Below are 16,635 nucleotides of genomic sequence, written 5' to 3'. Positions count from 1 at the left end.
GCATGCAGATATCAAAGGACACGCCTGGGGGTCAGCTGCTGGCTGGTTCCGGGGCGCGTCCATAGATATCAGTAAAGCGCACGATGTCGTCCTCGCCCATATATTCGCCACTTTGTACTTCGATCATGACCAGGTCGATCACGCCGGGGTTGGTCAGGCGATGTACCCGCCCCGGTTTGATAAAGGTCGATTCATTGGTGTCGAGCAGAAACTCGTCTTCACCGTTGGTCACGCAGGCCATACCGCTGACCACGATCCAGTGTTCACTGCGATGGTGGTGCATCTGCAGTGACAGCGATGCTTGAGGGCGAACCACGATGCGCTTGATCTTGAAGCGCGGACCTTCCTCGAGCACCGTGTACATGCCCCATGGACGGTTCACAGTGCGGTGCAGGCGATAGGCATCATGGCCCTGGTGCTTGAGCTGCTGAGCGATCACTTTGACCTCCTGGCTGCGCGCGGCATCGGCGATCAGCAGGGCGTCGGGGGTGTCGATGATGATCAGGTTGTCGAGGCCCACAGCGCCGACCAGGCGGCGGGGCGAGTCGATGTAGCAATTGGAGACGTCGTGCAGGACGGTCTCGCCATTGCACTGGTTGCCATTCTGGTCGGCTTCCTTCAGACCGCGTACCGCCTGCCAGCAGCCGATGTCGCTCCAGCCCAGGTCAGCGGGTAGTACGGCCACCTGATTGGAGGCTTCCATGACGGCGTAATCGATGGAGATGTCCGGTACCCTCTCGAAGGTCTGCGAGTCCAGTTCCAGCTGCAGTTCACCCTCACCCTGTTTGCTCGGACTGTGTTGCAGGCAATGGTGGACGCTGGCGAGCAGGTCCGGAACGTGGCGGTCCAGTTCTGCCAGGATTGCATCGACGCGCATGCAGAACATGCCGGCATTCCACAGGTGCTGGCCACCCTCCAGGTAACGCTGGGCAGTGGCTGCATCGGGCTTTTCGACAAAACGCTGCACTTTGTAGCCTTGCGCCCCCAGGGCCTGGCCTTTCTCGATATAGCCAAATCCGGTTTCGGCGTGGCTGGGCACCAGGCCGAAGGTGGTCAGCCAACCTTGTTGCGCCAGATCGCGGGCTTGTGCCACCGCCTGTTCGAAGGCTGGCAGGTCGCTGATCAGGTGGTCGGCGGGCAGCACCAGCAGCAAGGCGCTTTCGCCATACAGCTTGGCGCAGTGCAGGGCGGCCGCTGCGATGGCTGGAGCAGTATTGCGGCCAAAGGGCTCGAGGATGAAGTCCAGGCTCATGCCGCTCTGGTTCAACTGGCGGTACTCATCCTGAGTACGGAAATACACTTCACGGTTGGTTACCGTCAGGACCCGTTCGACGTCTGGCAGCGCACTGGCGCGGGAAAAGGTCTTTTGCAGCAGGCTCTGGCCATCAGGCAGGCGCATGAACGGTTTAGGCATGGTTTCGCGGGAAACCGGCCAAAGGCGAGTGCCGGCGCCGCCGGCGATGATGCAGGGGATCAGAACGCTCATTTCACAGCCTTGAGTCAGGGCACTGAAACTACAGTGCAGTAAAGGGAAACCGGGACCTGGCAGGCGCTCGCGTAATAAGTCAATAAAATGACTTTTACCATCAGCATCTTCCTTGAGGGCCAAATATTTGTCGAATGATGCGCCCGGGCGTTCCTGCTTTCAATGATATTTGTGTGAATGCCCGGCAAATTTTCCATTCGATCGACTATTGGGCGTGCAGTAAATGCCCTTGTCCTGTGGTCGAGATGCTCAAGCTTTCTTTCGCCGGGGAGGCACCATGACGCAGCACAAAACCTTGATCATCCTGCATGGCAAGCAGGCCATGAACGAACAGGTGCGTGCCGCCGTCGCTGCGCTGCGCGGGCGTGGCTGGCAGCTTGATGTGCGCCTTACCTGGGAGGCCGGCGATGCCGCACGGCTGGTTAACGAGGCGCAGGCGGGCGGCTACCGGTACGTGGTGGCCGGTGGTGGAGACGGCACTTTGCGCGATGTCGCCGAAGCCATGGTGCGGGTCGCTTCCCAGGCAAGTCTGGTGCTTCTGCCGTTGGGGACCGCCAATGATTTTGCCCGGGCTGCAGGTGTACCGCTGGAGCCTGAGCAGGCGCTCGGGTTGCTGGAAACGCCTGCCCGGTGCATTGATCTGGGGCAGGTGGGTGAGCAGGTGTTTCTCAATATGGCTACCGGCGGTTTTGGCAGCCAGATCACCGCCAATACCTCTGAAGACCTGAAGAAAGTGCTGGGTGCGGCAGCGTATCTGTTCACCGGCCTGTCGCGATTCAGCGAGCTCAGCGCGGCCTCGGTGGCGTTGCATGGGCCGGATTTCCAATGGCGGGGTGACTTGCTGGCCCTGGGGATCGGCAATGGTCGGCAGGCAGGTGGTGGGCATGTGCTTTGCCCGCAGGCGCAAGTGGATGACGGGCTGTTGGATATCAGCATTTTGCCGGCTCCAGAGGAGGTGGTGGGCACTTTGCGCAGCCTGTTAAGCGACGGCCTGGGCCTGGAGAACATGTTTGTGCGGGCGCGCCTGCCCTGGGTTGAAATCAAGTGTTCGCAAGGGCTGGATATCAACCTCGATGGCGAGCCGCTGCAGGGTGACAGTCTACGTTTCGAGGTGCTGGCAGGCGCCTTGCGGGTACACCTGCCGTCTGACTCGCCGTTGCTCAGTCGTCGAGGCTGATGATCTGCTCGCGTACGGCAAACAGTACCAGGCCGGCAACGTCGTAGATCTGTAGGCGTTTCATGATTTGTGAGCGGTGAGTTTCTACGGTCTTGATGCTCAGGCCCAACCCGTGGGCAATCTCGCGAGTGGATTTGCCGCGCACGATCAAGCGCAGGATTTCCAGTTGGCGGGCCGTCAGGTTGTGGTTATCCGAGGTCGGTGCCTTGACGCTCTGGGTTCGCAGCAGGGCCTGATTGATCACGGTGTGGGCGATCGCCGGGCTCAGGTAGCGCTCGCCGTTGCGCAGTGCAGCCAGGGCCTGTTCCAGTTCGGTGGCGGTGGTGTCCTTGAGCAGGTAGCCATGGGCGCCGCTTTCCAGGGCCTGCATGATCAGGTCAGGATCGGTGTGCATTGACAGGATCAGTACTTTGCTGCGACAGCCGCTGGCGCCTAGCTGGGTGAGGGCGTCCAGGCCGTTGGTCGCGCGCATCGAAATGTCCAGCAGGACAATGTCTGGATCCAGTTGCAGTACGAGTTCGGCAACCTGATTGCCGTCATTGCCTTCACCCACCACCGTGTAACCGGGAATATCCGAGACCAGGGCGCGAACACCGGCGCGAATCAGTGAGTGGTCATCTACCAGTAGCAATTTACAGGTCATGGGGCGTTATTTGTCTTGGCGCGTTCAAGGGTGCGTGGAGGCCAGGGAAGCAGGGCATCGATTCGAGTACCCTTGCCTGGCTGGCTGCTGACTGACAGTGTGCCATCAAGCAGTGCGGCACGTTCAAGCATGCCGGCCATGCCGCATTGTCCTTCATCCGCCGGGTTGCTGGCGGGCAAGAAACCCAGGCCATCGTCGCTGATGGACAAGGCCAGGCCTTCAGGCTGGCGCTCAATGCAGACGATCAGGTTATGCGCGCTGGCATGGCGAAGCATGTTGGTGACCGCCTCCTGGGTGATGCGGAAGGCAGCGATGGCCATGTCTTCAGGTATCCCGCCCAGGCGCTGGCGGCACTCAAGGCTCCAGTGCACGCTGGTGTTTTCCAGGGTGCGCAGCAAGTGTGCGCGCAAACTGGCCTCCAACCCCAGGCTGGAAAGCTGGCGTGGGTTGAGAATGGCCGAGACGTCACGGACATTGGCCAGGGTGTCGTCCAGGGTGCTGCGCAGGGTGGCGCAGTGCTCCTGCAGTTCGCCTGGCACCCGGCGTTGCAGCCAGTCAGCCTGGAGTTTGGCGGCTGTCAGTAGTTGGCCAATATCGTCGTGCAGCTCCCGGCTCAGGCGCTGGCGCTCGCTCTCCTGGACCTTGAGCAGACGATCGGCAAGTTCTGCCGGGCGCAGAGCAATCGAGCGTGCCCAGCGACGCAGGTGCCAGCCAATGCTTAGCATCGCGACGATGTGCAGGATCAGCACGCCGGCCGGCATCGGCAACGCGTAGAGGTACAGCGCCAGGTTGGCGATGATCGAGGCCAGGCACAAGAGCGCGGTCAGCCCGCGCAGCAGAGCGGCTCCGGGGCGCCAGAGCTTGAATCTATTGAGGCTTGAGAGCATATAAAATGAAGCCACTGAAATATCGCTGAAGAAAGCCTTGAACAGGTCAAACTAGGGGCGTTGTCGTATTGCCTTCAAAATCATTTAAATGTCGGCGCCGGGCGGTGTGATGAATACCTGCGCCAAGAGATAGAACCTTCGAGGGCATGATTGGCCAGGGTCTGACTAACCTTCATCTGCACGCATGGTATCACTTCAAGTCCCAAGGGTGGCGAACTCTGATAACTGTATGAATCGTCAGGTTTTATGGGCTGATACAGGCTGCCGTGATGGGTGCTAGGCTGTCACTTTGCCACTACTTTGAGCGCTGTAAGATTTCCACTAAATGAATTAAATCTGCAGTTGTGAAAACGATTGCAGAATTAATCAGAAAACGGGAAAAGTTGCTGGCCAGTGCGTAGCGCAGAGCACTGCCGATAGCCAGTGCTGGATCTTTGTCTATTACCCTTTAGTTTTCTGTAGTTGGGCGCCCAGTTGTCTCGTGGGGTGTGTACGGTGGGTGTTTGCAGGGGGGCATGCTTGAGCTGCAGGAAGCACGGGTCGAGGTCGGGTTCAGGGCGACCGCCAGGTTGTCCAGTAGCACCACCTGTTCATCTGTATCCAGGCTTAAGCGGCCGGTGTGCGGGTCAACCAGTTCCAATTGCCAGGCCAGCAGGGTCAGACACTCTTCCAGCGCCGGCAAGGCGCTGCCGGGCAGTCGCGACGGGTTGTGAGCAGTTTTCAGTAAGTGCTGCAGTTGCTTGCTGTAGCTGGCCACCTCCACGAGCCCCAAGGTCTGGGCGCGACTCACTAGCGTAGCCAAGGTATCGTTGAGGCAGTGGCAGGCATCCGGATCGTTGTCGATCAGTTCCAGGTGCTGCAGGCACTCTTCGGCCTGGGTCAGCAGAACCTGGGCGTCCACGAGGAAATCCTGCAGGGCGCAGCTGTTCAGTGATTCGTTAGCCATCATTTGGCTCCAGCACAAAAGGCTGGAGCAGGGGCTGGCCACAACGAGGCGGTCGCTGACAAAAGCCTGACTCCGTTCATGCAATGAGAATGGCGTCACATTAATGGCTAATGGATATCGCGAACATCAGGTCTCACCCGATTGTCACTAGGGGTTTCCCTGGTGGGGTGATGTGATTACGACCCTTTGCGGGTGTTTACGACAGGAAGGGGCTGAGCGCAGTAAAGCATGATGTTAAAATGACATCAATGACCGGCTGAGCATTTTCTTCAGGGGGTCAAGCTGTGCCTGATCTGGCCGATACAGGGCCAATGGGTTCATTTCTTGGAACAAGCCTGGGGGTTCTTTAATGGCTGGCATTCTCGACACAGTAGACCAAAGAACGCAGCTGGTGGGTGAGAACCGCCTGGAAATCCTGATGTTCCGCCTGGCCGGGCGACAGTTGTTCGCGATCAACGTGTTCAAGGTTCAGGAGGTGCTGCAGATGCCCAAACTGACCTTGATGCCGCAGCGTCATGCTTTCGTCTGTGGTGTAGTCAACCTGCGCGGGCAGACATTGCCGGTGATCGATCTGTCCCAGGCTATCGGCATGCGCCCGCTTACGCCGGGGCCAGGCAGTACCATTATTGTCACTGAGTACAACCGTTCTGTGCAGGCGTTCCTGGTCGGTGGGGTCGACCGTATCGTCAACATGAACTGGGAAGCCATCATGCCGCCACCCACCAGTGCCGGTCGTCAGCATTACCTGACGGCGATCAGCAAGGTCGATGAGCAACTGGTGGAGATCATCGACGTAGAGAAAGTGCTGGCCGAAATTGTGCCTTACAGTGCCAAGGTCTCGCGCTCCAAGTTGGAGGACCCGGTGTTGGCGCGGGCCCGAGGTCGCGAGGTGCTGTTGGTTGACGATTCCACTGTGGCCTTGGCTCAGCTGCGCGAGACATTGTCTCAGTTGGGGGTGAAAATGCATGTCGCCAGTGATGGCCTCAAAGCCTTGCGCATGCTCAAAGGCTGGGCCGACGCTGGCGAAGATATGTGTGAAAAGCTGTTGATGATTTTCACTGATGCCGAGATGCCCGAGATGGACGGCTACCGCCTGACTACCGAGATCCGTAACGACCCACGTCTGCGCCCGTTGCATGTAGTGTTGCACACCTCGCTGTCGGGCAGTTTCAACGAGTCGATGGTGAAGAAAGTCGGTTGTGACAACTTCCTCTCCAAGTTTCAGCCTGACAAGTTGGTCGATGTTGTTCGCCAACGCCTGATGCTGGATGAAGCGACGGCCTGAGTCGGTATAAGCTAAGGCTTTAAACCGGCAAAAGGACAGGTCACCGATGCAATTGAGTGCGTTGTACCGATATCCGCTCAAATCCGCGCGCGGCCAGGCGCTGCAAACGTCGTCGCTGGGTCTGCTGGGATTGGAAGGCGACCGTCGCTGGATGCTTGCAGAGCGTGACAATGGCCGCTTCCTGACCCAGCGCGCGTATCCGCAGATGAGCCAGTTGACGGCGTTGCACGGGGTTGATGGCGGGCTGACCCTGGAAGCGCCTGGGCGGACTGCGTTGAAGGTTGCCGTACCGCAGACTGGCAGCGATCTGCGCGGTGTCACCATCTGGCGCGACACTTTTCGCGTCCCGGATGCCGGTGATGCCGCTGCACAGTGGCTCAGCGAATTTATTGGCAAAGAGGTGCGACTGGTCTATGTGCCCGAAGAGCGCAGCCGGTTCCTGCCTGGAGGCTATGGCCTGAACAGTGATCGGGTGGCTTTTGCCGACGGTTTCCCCTTGCTGTTGATCGGCCAGGCGTCGCTCGATGATCTGGTAGAGAAGGTCGGGCGGCCGCTGGAGATGCAGCGCTTTCGTCCCAACCTGGTGGTGGAGGGCGCAGAAGCCTTTGCCGAGGATGGCTGGAAGCGAATCCGTATCGGCGCGGTGGAGTTTCGTGTACTCAAGCCTTGCGAGCGTTGCATCATGACTACCATTGATCCGCAGACCGGCGAGCGCAGTGCGGATCGCGAACCCCTGACCACACTCAAAACCTATCGGCAGAAGGAAGGCGATGTGCTGTTCGGGCAGAACCTGGTGGCTGATGGTAGCGGGGTGCTTGAGGTGGGGATGCCGGTGACGGTGCTGGAGTAATCAAATCGCGGGGCAAGCCCGCTCCCACAGGTCGGCAACTTCTGTGGGAGCGGGCTTGCCCCCGCGATTGCACTCAACTACTGGTCATCGAAATAGTGCTCATGCCAGTCCACCAGCGGCTGCGGTGAGTTGAGCTTCTGCCCGTAGATCACCGAGTAAGACAGTACGTTTTGCACATACTGACGGGTCTCATCAAACGGGATCGATTCCACCCAGACATCGAAGCTCAGGTGGTCGGCGCCACGCAGCCATTGCCGTACACGGCCAGGGCCTGCGTTATAGGCGGCCGAAGCGAGTACCCGGTTGCCGTTGAACTGGCTGTGCACCTGGCTCAGGTACGCCGCACCGAGCTGAATGTTCTTGTCCGGGTTGAACACCTGGGCCGGGGAAGCCAGCGGGATGCTGAACTTGCGTGCAGTCTCCTTGGCAGTGGCCGGCATCAGCTGCATCAGGCCGCTGGCGCCAACGCTGGAGCGGGCGTCCTCCATGAAGGCGCTTTCCTGGCGAGTGATGGCGAACACCCAGCTTGAGTGCAGGCCACGAACCTTGGCTTCGCGCACCAGGGTGTCGCGATGCGCCATCGGGAAGCGGATGTCCAGGTCATCCCAGTATTTTGCCTGGCTGATGGTACGAATCGCCGGGAAGTACCAGCGCATGTCATAGGCCAGGCGCGCCTGGGCAACCATTTCGTCGCGGTTGAAGTGGCGGCTGACGTGGTACCACTCGCGGCGACCGTCGACGATCTGACCGCGGGCATGGAATTCCAGGGCGCGACGAATACCCGGTGTGTTGCGCACCTTGTTCATCAAGGCCGGGCTCAGTACCAGTGGCTTGTTGTTCAGCTGGTAAGGGGTTTTCGCCCGGTCTGCGGCAAGAAAGCCGTAGAAGTCACGCTCGCGGGCCACGGTCTGGTACAACAGCGGAATTTGCGGGTTCTTCGGCTGCGCCAGTTCCAGGCTGCGCGCTTGCCAGTAGCGCCAGCGGCTGCTGGTGGCCAGGTCTGCAGGCAGGCGTTTGGTCAGTTGGTAGGCATCGTCCCAGCGCCCCAAACGCAGCAGCAGGCGCAGACGCCATTCAGTGACGGTGTTGTCGCGCAGTTCGGGGTCGTAGCGGGTCATCAGGTCCAGGGCCCGCGGGTCGTAGCGACGGGCCAGGGTCAGGCCGATTTCGCGGGCGATGGCGACTTTCTCGTCGCGGGAGAAATGCATGCGGTTGGCATAGTCGTCCAGCAGGCGCATGGCCCGCTCCGGGTCCTGGCGCGCCAGGCGGCGCAGGCCCAGGCTGACCACATCGGACATGGCCTCGTTGACCGGTACGAAGCGTCCAGGCTGGTTCAACAGCTGTGGCTTCTGTGCCACCTCAATCAGCAAGCGACCCTGAGGGGCGAGGGTGGTGAGGGTTCTGGTCAGGCTGTTGGCCAGGGCATAGTTGCGCGCCTGAGCTGCCAGCTTGGTGCGCTGCCAGCGCTTCTGCTCGTTGAGCTGGCCTTCGGCGGCCCAGCGGTCGAACAAGGCATCGCAGGCGGCGGGTTGGGACTTGCCCACCAGCCAGAGTTTTTCTGCCGAGGCATAGCCTTCGGCGCGCTGGCCCTGGATCAGCTGACGCTGACCATTGAGGCAGTCGAGTTCGGTGAAGTTCAACTTCGGGTCGTAGTAACGGCTGAAGGTCTCCCACTCGCCGCGTTCGGCCAGCCAGCGCAACCAGCGCAATTTCATCCAGTTGGCCTGGGGTAGGTCGCCATGCGCGGCGAGGAATTTCTCGATCTCGGCATTGCTGGCGGTTTTCAGACGCGCGGTCAGCTCGTCGTAGGCCAGGTAAGGCGTCAGCGGATAGTCGCTCAACGCTTGCGCGTAACGCAGGTAGGGGCCCTTGTCACCCTTGGCCAGGGCGCGCTTGGCCTCGTCATAGTACTGGCGCTGCACGGTGATGTCGGTGGCCTGGGCGACGCTGGCTGCGGAAGCCGAGAGAAGCAGGCAGGAAACTAGATTTAACAGGCGGCTGCGCATGATACGTCCGGGCAGTTTGACCATGAAAAGTGACGGCGAAGCCAGCACTGTTGGGATTACATTGTTTAAGCTTAGCCGTTTGCCATGGGTGGATGAAAGCATTGTGCTTGTATCCAGTTGTAATCACATGGCCTGCCGTCGGATCTGTCCGGTGGCACGTCTGTTTAATGTGAAGCAGGCCCAAGTCGGGTAGAATGCGCGCCCGGTTTTTGGAGAAGATCATGACCCTGCTCAAATTAAGCGATGTGTCCCTTGCGTTCGGCGCCATGCCGTTGTTGGACAAGGTGTCGTGGCAGATCGCCCGTGGTGAGCGGGTGTGCATTATCGGCCGCAATGGTACTGGCAAGTCGAGCATGCTGCGCCTGGTCAAGGGCGATCAGAAGCCTGACGATGGCGATGTCTGGCGCGCTCCTGGGTTGAAGATTGGCGAGCTGCCGCAGGAACTGCCGGTGGCCGATGGTCGTACAGTGTTCGACGTGGTGGCCGAGGGCCTCGACGGTGTTGGCGCCTTGCTGGCTGAATATCACCACCTGAGCCAGAACATCCACAGCGATGCCGATCTGGAAAAGCTCATGCACGTCCAGCACGATCTGGAAGCGCGTGACGGCTGGCGCTTGCAGCAACTGGTCGACAGTACTCTGAGCCGCCTGCAACTGCCGGCCGACAAGACGCTGGCCGAGCTCTCCGGTGGCTGGCGCCGGCGCGTGCTGCTGGCCCAGGCGCTGGTGTCCGAGCCAGACCTGCTACTGCTCGACGAACCTACCAACCACTTGGACATCGGCGCCATTGCCTGGCTTGAAGAGGCCCTCAGCGGCTTCGGCGGCGCCGTGCTGTTCATCACCCACGACCGTTCCTTCCTGCAAAACCTGGCCACGCGCATTCTCGAGCTGGACCGTGGTGGCCTGATTGACTGGAACGGCGACTACGCCAGCTTTCTGGTGCACAAGGAAGCTGCGCTGGCCGCTGAAGAAACGGCCAACGCGCTGTTCGACAAGAAGCTGGCCCAGGAAGAGGTGTGGATTCGTCAGGGCATCAAGGCCCGGCGTACCCGTAACGAAGGCCGTGTGCGTGCTCTCAAGGCCCTGCGCGTGGAGCGCAGCGAGCGCCGCGAGCGTACCGGCAAGGCCAATATCCAGCTTGACGTTGCGGAGAAATCCGGCAAGCAGGTGATGGTGCTGGAGAATGTCAGCTTCAGTCACCCTGGCGGCCCGCAACTGGTCAAGGACTTCTCCATGGTCCTGCAGCGCGAGGACCGCATCGGTCTGCTCGGCGCCAACGGTACCGGCAAGACCACCTTGCTCAAACTGATGCTCGGCGATCTCGAACCCACTAGCGGTAAGGTCGAGTCCGGCACCCGTCTGGAAGTGGCTTATTTCGACCAGCTGCGCCATCAGCTGGACCTGGAAAAGACCGTCATCGACAACTTGTCCGAAGGTCGCGACTTCATCGAGATCGACGGCCAGAACCGGCACGTCCTGAGCTACCTCGGCGACTTCCTGTTCAGTCCGCAGCGTGCCCGCACGCCGGTCAAGGCGCTGTCCGGTGGTGAGCGCGCGCGGTTGCTGCTGGCCAAGCTGTTCAGCAAGCCGGCCAACCTGCTGGTGCTCGACGAACCGACCAACGACCTCGACGTGGAAACCCTCGAGCTGCTCGAAGAAGTGCTGTCTGCATTCAAGGGTACCGTGCTGATGGTCAGCCACGACCGGGCCTTCCTCGACAACGTGGTCACCAGCACCCTGGTCTTCGAAGGTGAGGGCAAGGTGCGCGAATACGTCGGTGGTTACCAGGACTGGATTCGTCAGGGTGGCTCGCCAAAATTGCTTGGCGTTACCGAGAGCAAGTCGGGCAAATCAGAGCTGAACACGGCGGTGGTTGAAGCCGCTGAGCCGGCTCCGGTTGCGGCTCCGGCCGCCGAGACAGCGAAGAAAAAGCTCAGCTACAAGTTGCAGCGCGAGCTGGAGGCTCTGCCGGGTCAGATTGACGAACTGGAACAGAAGATGGCGGCGGTACAGGAAGAAATTTCCGATCCGGCCTTCTACCAGCGTCCGATTGATCAGACCTCTGCCGTGTTGGCGCGTCTGGAACAGATGCAAGCCGAGCTCGATGTGCTGGTTGAGCGTTGGGCTGAACTCGATAGCTAAGGAAAAGGGCCCGGCGCAGACTGCGCCGGGCTACCCTGGTTACTCTTTTTTCTGCAGGCGTACGGCAAGCACATCACAAGGTGCGCCGTGCAGGACGTCGTTGGCGGTGGAGCCCAGCAGCAGTGCCAGGCCGTGACGGCCGTGGCTGCCGACCACGATCAGGTCGCACGCATTCTCCTTGGCCAGCTGATGGATCTCTTGGCGGGGCTGGCCGTAGGTCAGGTGCGAATCGCCGCGCTTGATGTCGGGATATTTGACGAACAGGCGGTCCATGCGCTCTTTGGCCTGGTCGAACTGTTGTTGTTGCAGCTGGGACAGGTCCATCGGCACATCACCACCAAACGCCATGGCCATAGGCTCGACGATATGCACCAGAGAAACTTTGGTCTCGGTCGATGCGGCCAGTGTCATGGCGCGCTTGATGACCGGATCGCATTCTTCGGTCAGGTCGACGGCAACCAGTATGTGTTCGTAGGGCATGAGAGGCTCTCCTGACAGTCGCGATAGTTCAAGTATGGTCGTTTTCAGGCTGATCGCTCAGAACCTCGGCTAACCAGCTCATTTGCAAAGCTTTATGGGAATAACAGATATGACGGTCTGGGTAGTGGTGTCAATCCTTGCGCTGATTCTCAGCCCCTTGGCCTGGTTGCGTCCTTCGCGTAACCAGAGTGGCCGCATGGCCCTGCGCATGGAAGCCCGACGCATGGGCTTGAACATGCAGCTGGCGCCGCAGCAGTGGCCGCACTGGCTGCCCAAAGAGCCGCCGAGCCCCTGCGCGCAGTACGTACGACCGCGGCGCCAGGGCAGGGCAGACAGCTGGAGTTACTGGCAAACCACTCCGGGCACCTGGCTCAACCAATGGCGTGAGCCGTGTGCCGATCCTGTGCTTGCAGAACATTTTGCCCGCTTGCCTGAAAGCGTCTATAAGGTTGAAGCCGGCCCGCAGATGGTTGCCCTCTATTGGGGAGAGCGGGGTGAAACAGCTGTATTGCAGGATATTGCCGCGGTACTCAAAGCCCTGGCCTGATCACGCTCAATAAAAAGCCCGATACACGCATCGGGCAGGCGGGCCAGGCAGGCCGGTCTAAGTCTTGAATCCTTCCCAGTGTAGCGGGCTGTGCGCTACCCGCCGTTTTTCCTGCCCTTTTTGTTCGCGCCTGGCGTGTATTGACCCTGTGCATGCGCGTGTAAGCCTTTGTCCATTATCGTTGGTGTGAATACGCATTGATCACCGAAGCCGGTGTTTGCCCACGATCAGCAGAAAGTGACCGTAAAGTCGCGCTTTCACGCTGCTTTCGGGCATTTGACAACGGCGATTTTTTCGTTGAATGTGTGCATACCCAAATCAAACGGGCGTATGAATTGAGCGTTTGTATTGTCAGAAGGCTCTTACAGAATCCCGACTATCGCGCTGACGGGTGTGCCTGGCGCAAGGATTCGGCAAATCACGGCCAACGGCCGGCCGGGTCTTTCACCAGCGTTCGGCGTGTACAGTTCAGCTTCCATATCGTGGAGATCAGTTGATGATTTACGAAGGTAAAGCCATCACGGTTAAGGCTCTTGAAAGCGGCATCGTCGAACTGCAGTTCGACCTCAAGGGTGAGTCCGTCAACAAGTTCAACCGTCTTACCCTGAACGAATTGCGTCAGGCCGTAGACACCATCAAGGCCGACGCCTCGATCAAAGGCGTAATTGTCAGCAGTGGCAAGGACGTGTTCATCGTCGGCGCGGATATCACTGAGTTTGTCGATAACTTCAAGCTGCCCGAGGCCGAACTGGTCACCGGCAACCTGGAAGCCAACCGGATTTTCAGCGACTTCGAAGACCTGGCCGTGCCGACTGTTGCCGCGATCAACGGCATCGCGCTGGGCGGCGGTCTGGAAATGTGCCTGGCTGCCGACTACCGCGTGATGTCCAGCAACGCCAAAATCGGCCTGCCGGAAGTCAAACTGGGTATCTACCCAGGCTTTGGCGGCACCGTGCGCCTGCCACGCATCATCGGTGCCGACAACGCCATCGAGTGGATTGCCGCCGGCAAGGAAAACCGTGCTGAAGACGCTCTGAAAGTCGGCGCCGTCGATGCCGTGGTAGCCCCGGAGCTGCTGCAGGCCGCAGCGCTGGACCTGATCAAGCGCGCCATCAGCGGCGAATTCGATCACAAGGCCAAGCGTCAGCCCAAGCTTGAGAAGCTCAAGCTCAACGCTATCGAGCAGATGATGTCGTTCGAAACCGCCAAAGGTTTCGTTGCCGGTCAAGCAGGCCCGAACTACCCGGCGCCGGTCGAGGCGATCAAGAGCATCCAGAAGGCTGCCAACTTCGGTCGTGACAAAGCCCTGGAAGTCGAAGCCGCTGGCTTCGTCAAACTGGCCAAGACCTCGGTGGCCGAGAGCCTGATCGGTCTGTTCCTCAACGACCAGGAACTCAAGCGCAAAGCCAAGGCCCACGACGAAATCGCTCATGACGTGAAGCAGGCTGCCGTACTTGGCGCCGGCATCATGGGTGGCGGTATTGCTTACCAGTCGGCGGTCAAGGGCACCCCGATCCTGATGAAGGACATCAACGAAGGCGCTATTCAGCTGGGCTTGAACGAAGCCTCCAAGCTGCTCGGCAAGCGCGTTGAGAAGGGCCGCCTGACCCCGGCGAAAATGGCTGAAGCGCTGAATGCGATTCGTCCGACCCTGTCCTATGGCGACTTCGCCAACGTCGATATCGTCGTTGAGGCAGTGGTCGAGAACCCGAAGGTCAAGCAAGCGGTACTGGCTGAAGTGGAAGGCCAGGTGAAGGAAGACGCCATCCTCGCTTCCAACACCTCGACCATCTCCATCAACCTGCTGGCCAAGGCGCTCAAGCGTCCAGAAAACTTTGTCGGCATGCACTTCTTCAACCCGGTGCACATGATGCCGCTGGTCGAAGTCATCCGTGGTGAGAAGTCCAGCGATGTGGCCGTTGCCACCACCGTTGCCTACGCCAAGAAAATGGGCAAGAACCCGATCGTGGTCAACGACTGCCCGGGCTTTTTGGTCAACCGCGTGCTGTTCCCGTACTTCGGCGGTTTCGCCAAGCTGGTCAGCGCCGGTGTCGACTTCGTGCGCATCGACAAGGTCATGGAAAAATTCGGCTGGCCGATGGGCCCGGCCTATCTGATGGATGTGGTCGGCATCGACACTGGCCATCACGGCCGTGACGTCATGGCCGAAGGCTTCCCGGACCGCATGAAGGACGACCGTCGTTCGGCCGTCGACGCGCTCTACGAAGCCAACCGTTTGGGCCAGAAGAACGGCAAGGGCTTCTACGCCTACGAGACCGACAAGCGCGGCAAGCCGAAGAAAGTCGCCGACGCGGCCGTCCTCGAAGTGCTCAAGCCGGTCGTCTACGAGCAGCGTGAAGTCACTGACGAAGACATCATCAACTGGATGATGGTCCCGCTGTGCCTGGAAACCGTTCGTTGCCTGGAAGACGGTATCGTTGAAACCGCCGCCGAAGCCGACATGGGTCTGGTCTACGGTATCGGTTTCCCTCCGTTCCGCGGTGGTGCGCTGCGTTACATCGATTCGATCGGTGTCGCTGAATTCGTTGCCCTGGCAGACAAGTACGCCGATCTGGGTCCGCTGTATCACCCCACCGCGAAGCTGCGTGAAATGGCCAAAAACGGCCAGAGCTTCTTCGGTTAAGCGCCCAACGATAGAGAGCGAGAGAATATATGAGCCTGAATCCAAGAGACGTGGTGATTGTCGACTTCGGTCGCACGCCGATGGGCCGCTCCAAGGGTGGCATGCACCGCAATACCCGCGCCGAAGACATGTCCGCGCACCTGATCAGCAAGGTGCTGGAGCGCAACACCAAAGTCGACCCTAACGAAGTCGAGGACGTGATCTGGGGCTGCGTCAACCAGACCCTGGAGCAGGGCTGGAACATCGCCCGCATGGCGTCGTTGATGACCCAGATCCCTCACACTGCGGCCGGCCAGACCGTCAGCCGTCTGTGCGGCTCGTCGATGAGCGCCCTGCACACCGCAGCGCAGGCGATCATGACCGGCAACGGCGACGTTTTCGTCGTCGGTGGCGTGGAGCACATGGGGCACGTCAGCATGATGCACGGTGTCGACCCGAACCCGCACATGTCGCTGTACGCCGCCAAGGCCTCGGGCATGATGGGCCTGACTGCTGAAATGCTCGGCAAGATGCATGGCATCAGCCGTGAGCAGCAGGACCTGTTCGGCCTGCGTTCGCACCAGCTTGCCCACAAGGCGACGGTCGAAGGCAAGTTCAAGGATGAAATCATCCCGATGCAGGGCTACGACGAGAACGGCTTCCTCAAGGTCTTCGACTACGATGAAACCATTCGCCCGGACACCACCCTGGAAAGTCTCGCAGCCCTCAAGCCTGCGTTCAATCCTAAAGGTGGTACCGTGACTGCGGGCACTTCGTCGCAGATCACTGACGGTGCGTCGTGCATGATCGTCATGTCGGCACAGCGCGCTCAAGACCTGGGCATCCAGCCGCTGGCGGTGATCCGTTCCATGGCGGTGGCCGGTGTTGATCCGGCGATCATGGGCTACGGTCCGGTGCCAGCAACGCAGAAAGCGCTCAAGCGTGCCGGCCTGAGCGTCGCCGATATCGACTTCTTCGAGCTCAACGAAGCTTTCGCCGCACAGGCCCTGCCAGTGCTGAAAGATCTGAAAGTGCTCGACAAGATGGATGAGAAGGTTAACCTGCACGGCGGCGCTATCGCCCTGGGCCATCCTTTCGGTTGCTCTGGTGCGCGGATTTCCGGCACTCTGCTCAATGTCATGAAGCAGAATGGCGGGACCTTCGGCGTTTCGACCATGTGCATCGGTCTGGGCCAAGGTATCACCACCGTCTTCGAACGCGTTTAAGCGTTTCGCTGATGGAAACCGGGGCCTGGTGCCCCGGTTTTTGTTTTTGCAGGATTTTTTTTCAAGAGGGCGAGCAACATGCAGATACAACCAGGCGTATACCGGCATTACAAGGGGCCTGAGTATCGTGTGTTCGGCACGGCGCGCCATTCCGAAACCGAGGAGTGGGTGGTGTTCTACCAGGCCCTGTACGGCGAGTTCGGCCTCTGGGTTCGACCCCTTTCGATGTTTATGGAGTCGGTCGAGGTTGACGGCGAGCAAGTGCCGCGCTTTGCTTTGGTCAAGGCTGAAGCCGAACTGTTTTCCCGGCCAGATGCCGAGGGTGGCTAACGCCTCGC

At 59.9% G+C, this 16,635-nt stretch carries 14 protein-coding genes; 8 read left to right on the top strand and 6 right to left on the bottom strand.

Features of this window, described 5'->3' with window-relative positions; genetic code table 11:
- Positions 1-31: 31 nt before the first annotated feature.
- Complete coding sequence (locus C6382_RS02020; RefSeq protein ID WP_107022867.1) at positions 32-1,486, bottom strand: mannose-1-phosphate guanylyltransferase/mannose-6-phosphate isomerase; 1,455 nt, start codon at positions 1,484-1,486, stop codon at positions 32-34.
- A gap of 277 nt (positions 1,487-1,763) precedes the next feature.
- On the opposite strand from C6382_RS02020, the gene yegS reads away from it, so the two are divergent.
- Positions 1,764-2,663, top strand: a complete 900-nt coding sequence (gene yegS / locus C6382_RS02015) for a lipid kinase YegS (protein ID WP_107022866.1) — start codon at positions 1,764-1,766, stop codon at positions 2,661-2,663.
- On the opposite strand, the gene C6382_RS02010 is transcribed toward yegS, so the two are convergent.
- From C6382_RS02010 to C6382_RS02000, 3 genes are all read right to left on the bottom strand, one after another.
- Complete coding sequence (locus C6382_RS02010) at positions 2,647-3,306, bottom strand: response regulator transcription factor (RefSeq protein ID WP_107022865.1); 660 nt, start codon at positions 3,304-3,306, stop codon at positions 2,647-2,649. The genes yegS and C6382_RS02010 overlap by 17 nt on opposite strands.
- Positions 3,303-4,193, bottom strand: a complete 891-nt coding sequence (locus C6382_RS02005) for a sensor histidine kinase (RefSeq protein ID WP_107022864.1) — start codon at positions 4,191-4,193, stop codon at positions 3,303-3,305. Before C6382_RS02005 ends, C6382_RS02010 begins: the two co-directional genes overlap by 4 nt.
- A gap of 448 nt (positions 4,194-4,641) precedes the next feature.
- On the bottom strand, positions 4,642-5,139 hold the full coding sequence (locus C6382_RS02000; protein ID WP_107022863.1) for a histidine kinase: 498 nt from the start codon (positions 5,137-5,139) through the stop codon (positions 4,642-4,644).
- 349 nt (positions 5,140-5,488) lie between these two features.
- Between C6382_RS02000 and C6382_RS01995 the strand changes: the two genes are divergently transcribed.
- Both C6382_RS01995 and C6382_RS01990 read left to right on the top strand, forming a co-directional pair.
- Positions 5,489-6,424, top strand: coding sequence for a chemotaxis protein CheV (locus tag C6382_RS01995; protein ID WP_107022862.1), 936 nt, complete (start codon positions 5,489-5,491; stop codon positions 6,422-6,424).
- A 46-nt stretch (positions 6,425-6,470) separates the two neighbouring features.
- Positions 6,471-7,274, top strand: coding sequence for an MOSC domain-containing protein (locus C6382_RS01990; protein WP_107022861.1), 804 nt, complete (start codon positions 6,471-6,473; stop codon positions 7,272-7,274).
- A gap of 77 nt (positions 7,275-7,351) precedes the next feature.
- Here the strand turns inward: C6382_RS01990 and C6382_RS01985 are convergent, their stop codons facing one another.
- Positions 7,352-9,280 (bottom strand): transglycosylase SLT domain-containing protein, encoded by a 1,929-nt coding sequence (locus C6382_RS01985; RefSeq protein ID WP_107023018.1) that lies wholly within the window; start codon positions 9,278-9,280, stop codon positions 7,352-7,354.
- Positions 9,281-9,501: 221 nt separating this feature from the next.
- On the opposite strand from C6382_RS01985, the gene C6382_RS01980 reads away from it, so the two are divergent.
- Positions 9,502-11,421 carry an ATP-binding cassette domain-containing protein gene (locus C6382_RS01980; RefSeq protein ID WP_107022860.1) on the top strand — a complete coding sequence of 640 codons (1,920 nt, stop codon included), beginning with the start codon at positions 9,502-9,504 and terminating at the stop codon, positions 11,419-11,421.
- 39 nt (positions 11,422-11,460) lie between these two features.
- Here C6382_RS01980 and C6382_RS01975 read toward each other — a convergent pair whose 3' ends face one another.
- Positions 11,461-11,901, bottom strand: coding sequence for a universal stress protein (locus C6382_RS01975; protein WP_107022859.1), 441 nt, complete (start codon positions 11,899-11,901; stop codon positions 11,461-11,463).
- 109 nt (positions 11,902-12,010) lie between these two features.
- On the opposite strand from C6382_RS01975, the gene C6382_RS01970 reads away from it, so the two are divergent.
- The 4 genes from C6382_RS01970 to C6382_RS01950 all read left to right on the top strand — a co-directional run bounded on the left by C6382_RS01970 (position 12,011) and on the right by C6382_RS01950 (position 16,627).
- Positions 12,011-12,448: a hypothetical protein gene (locus tag C6382_RS01970; protein ID WP_107022858.1), complete on the top strand. Its 438-nt coding sequence runs from the start codon at positions 12,011-12,013 to the stop codon at positions 12,446-12,448.
- A 496-nt stretch (positions 12,449-12,944) separates the two neighbouring features.
- Positions 12,945-15,092: a fatty acid oxidation complex subunit alpha FadB gene (gene fadB / locus C6382_RS01960; protein ID WP_107022857.1), complete on the top strand. Its 2,148-nt coding sequence runs from the start codon at positions 12,945-12,947 to the stop codon at positions 15,090-15,092.
- Positions 15,093-15,121: 29 nt separating this feature from the next.
- Complete coding sequence (fadA, locus tag C6382_RS01955; protein WP_107022856.1) at positions 15,122-16,297, top strand: acetyl-CoA C-acyltransferase FadA; 1,176 nt, start codon at positions 15,122-15,124, stop codon at positions 16,295-16,297.
- 78 nt (positions 16,298-16,375) lie between these two features.
- Positions 16,376-16,627 carry a DUF1653 domain-containing protein gene (locus C6382_RS01950; protein WP_038608885.1) on the top strand — a complete coding sequence of 84 codons (252 nt, stop codon included), beginning with the start codon at positions 16,376-16,378 and terminating at the stop codon, positions 16,625-16,627.
- Positions 16,628-16,635 lie beyond the last annotated feature (8 nt).

Origin of the sequence: Pseudomonas sp. BBP2017, from assembly GCF_003024385.1 — a bacterium.
Classification (GTDB): Bacteria; Pseudomonadota; Gammaproteobacteria; order Pseudomonadales; family Pseudomonadaceae; genus Aquipseudomonas.
The sequence above is the reverse complement of the archived record's forward strand: the minus strand, read 5'-3'. Positions and strand labels throughout refer to the sequence as shown.

Coding starts and splice junctions, on each gene's coding strand:
- C6382_RS02020 (WP_107022867.1), bottom strand. CDS start 1,486: ATGAGCGTTCTGATCCCCTGCATCATCGCCGGCGGCGCCGGCACTCGC.
- yegS (WP_107022866.1), top strand. CDS start 1,764: ATGACGCAGCACAAAACCTTGATCATCCTGCATGGCAAGCAGGCCATG.
- C6382_RS02010 (WP_107022865.1), bottom strand. CDS start 3,306: ATGACCTGTAAATTGCTACTGGTAGATGACCACTCACTGATTCGCGCC.
- C6382_RS02005 (WP_107022864.1), bottom strand. CDS start 4,193: ATGCTCTCAAGCCTCAATAGATTCAAGCTCTGGCGCCCCGGAGCCGCT.
- C6382_RS02000 (WP_107022863.1), bottom strand. CDS start 5,139: ATGGCTAACGAATCACTGAACAGCTGCGCCCTGCAGGATTTCCTCGTG.
- C6382_RS01995 (WP_107022862.1), top strand. CDS start 5,489: ATGGCTGGCATTCTCGACACAGTAGACCAAAGAACGCAGCTGGTGGGT.
- C6382_RS01990 (WP_107022861.1), top strand. CDS start 6,471: ATGCAATTGAGTGCGTTGTACCGATATCCGCTCAAATCCGCGCGCGGC.
- C6382_RS01985 (WP_107023018.1), bottom strand. CDS start 9,280: ATGCGCAGCCGCCTGTTAAATCTAGTTTCCTGCCTGCTTCTCTCGGCT.
- C6382_RS01980 (WP_107022860.1), top strand. CDS start 9,502: ATGACCCTGCTCAAATTAAGCGATGTGTCCCTTGCGTTCGGCGCCATG.
- C6382_RS01975 (WP_107022859.1), bottom strand. CDS start 11,901: ATGCCCTACGAACACATACTGGTTGCCGTCGACCTGACCGAAGAATGC.
- C6382_RS01970 (WP_107022858.1), top strand. CDS start 12,011: ATGACGGTCTGGGTAGTGGTGTCAATCCTTGCGCTGATTCTCAGCCCC.
- fadB (WP_107022857.1), top strand. CDS start 12,945: ATGATTTACGAAGGTAAAGCCATCACGGTTAAGGCTCTTGAAAGCGGC.
- fadA (WP_107022856.1), top strand. CDS start 15,122: ATGAGCCTGAATCCAAGAGACGTGGTGATTGTCGACTTCGGTCGCACG.
- C6382_RS01950 (WP_038608885.1), top strand. CDS start 16,376: ATGCAGATACAACCAGGCGTATACCGGCATTACAAGGGGCCTGAGTAT.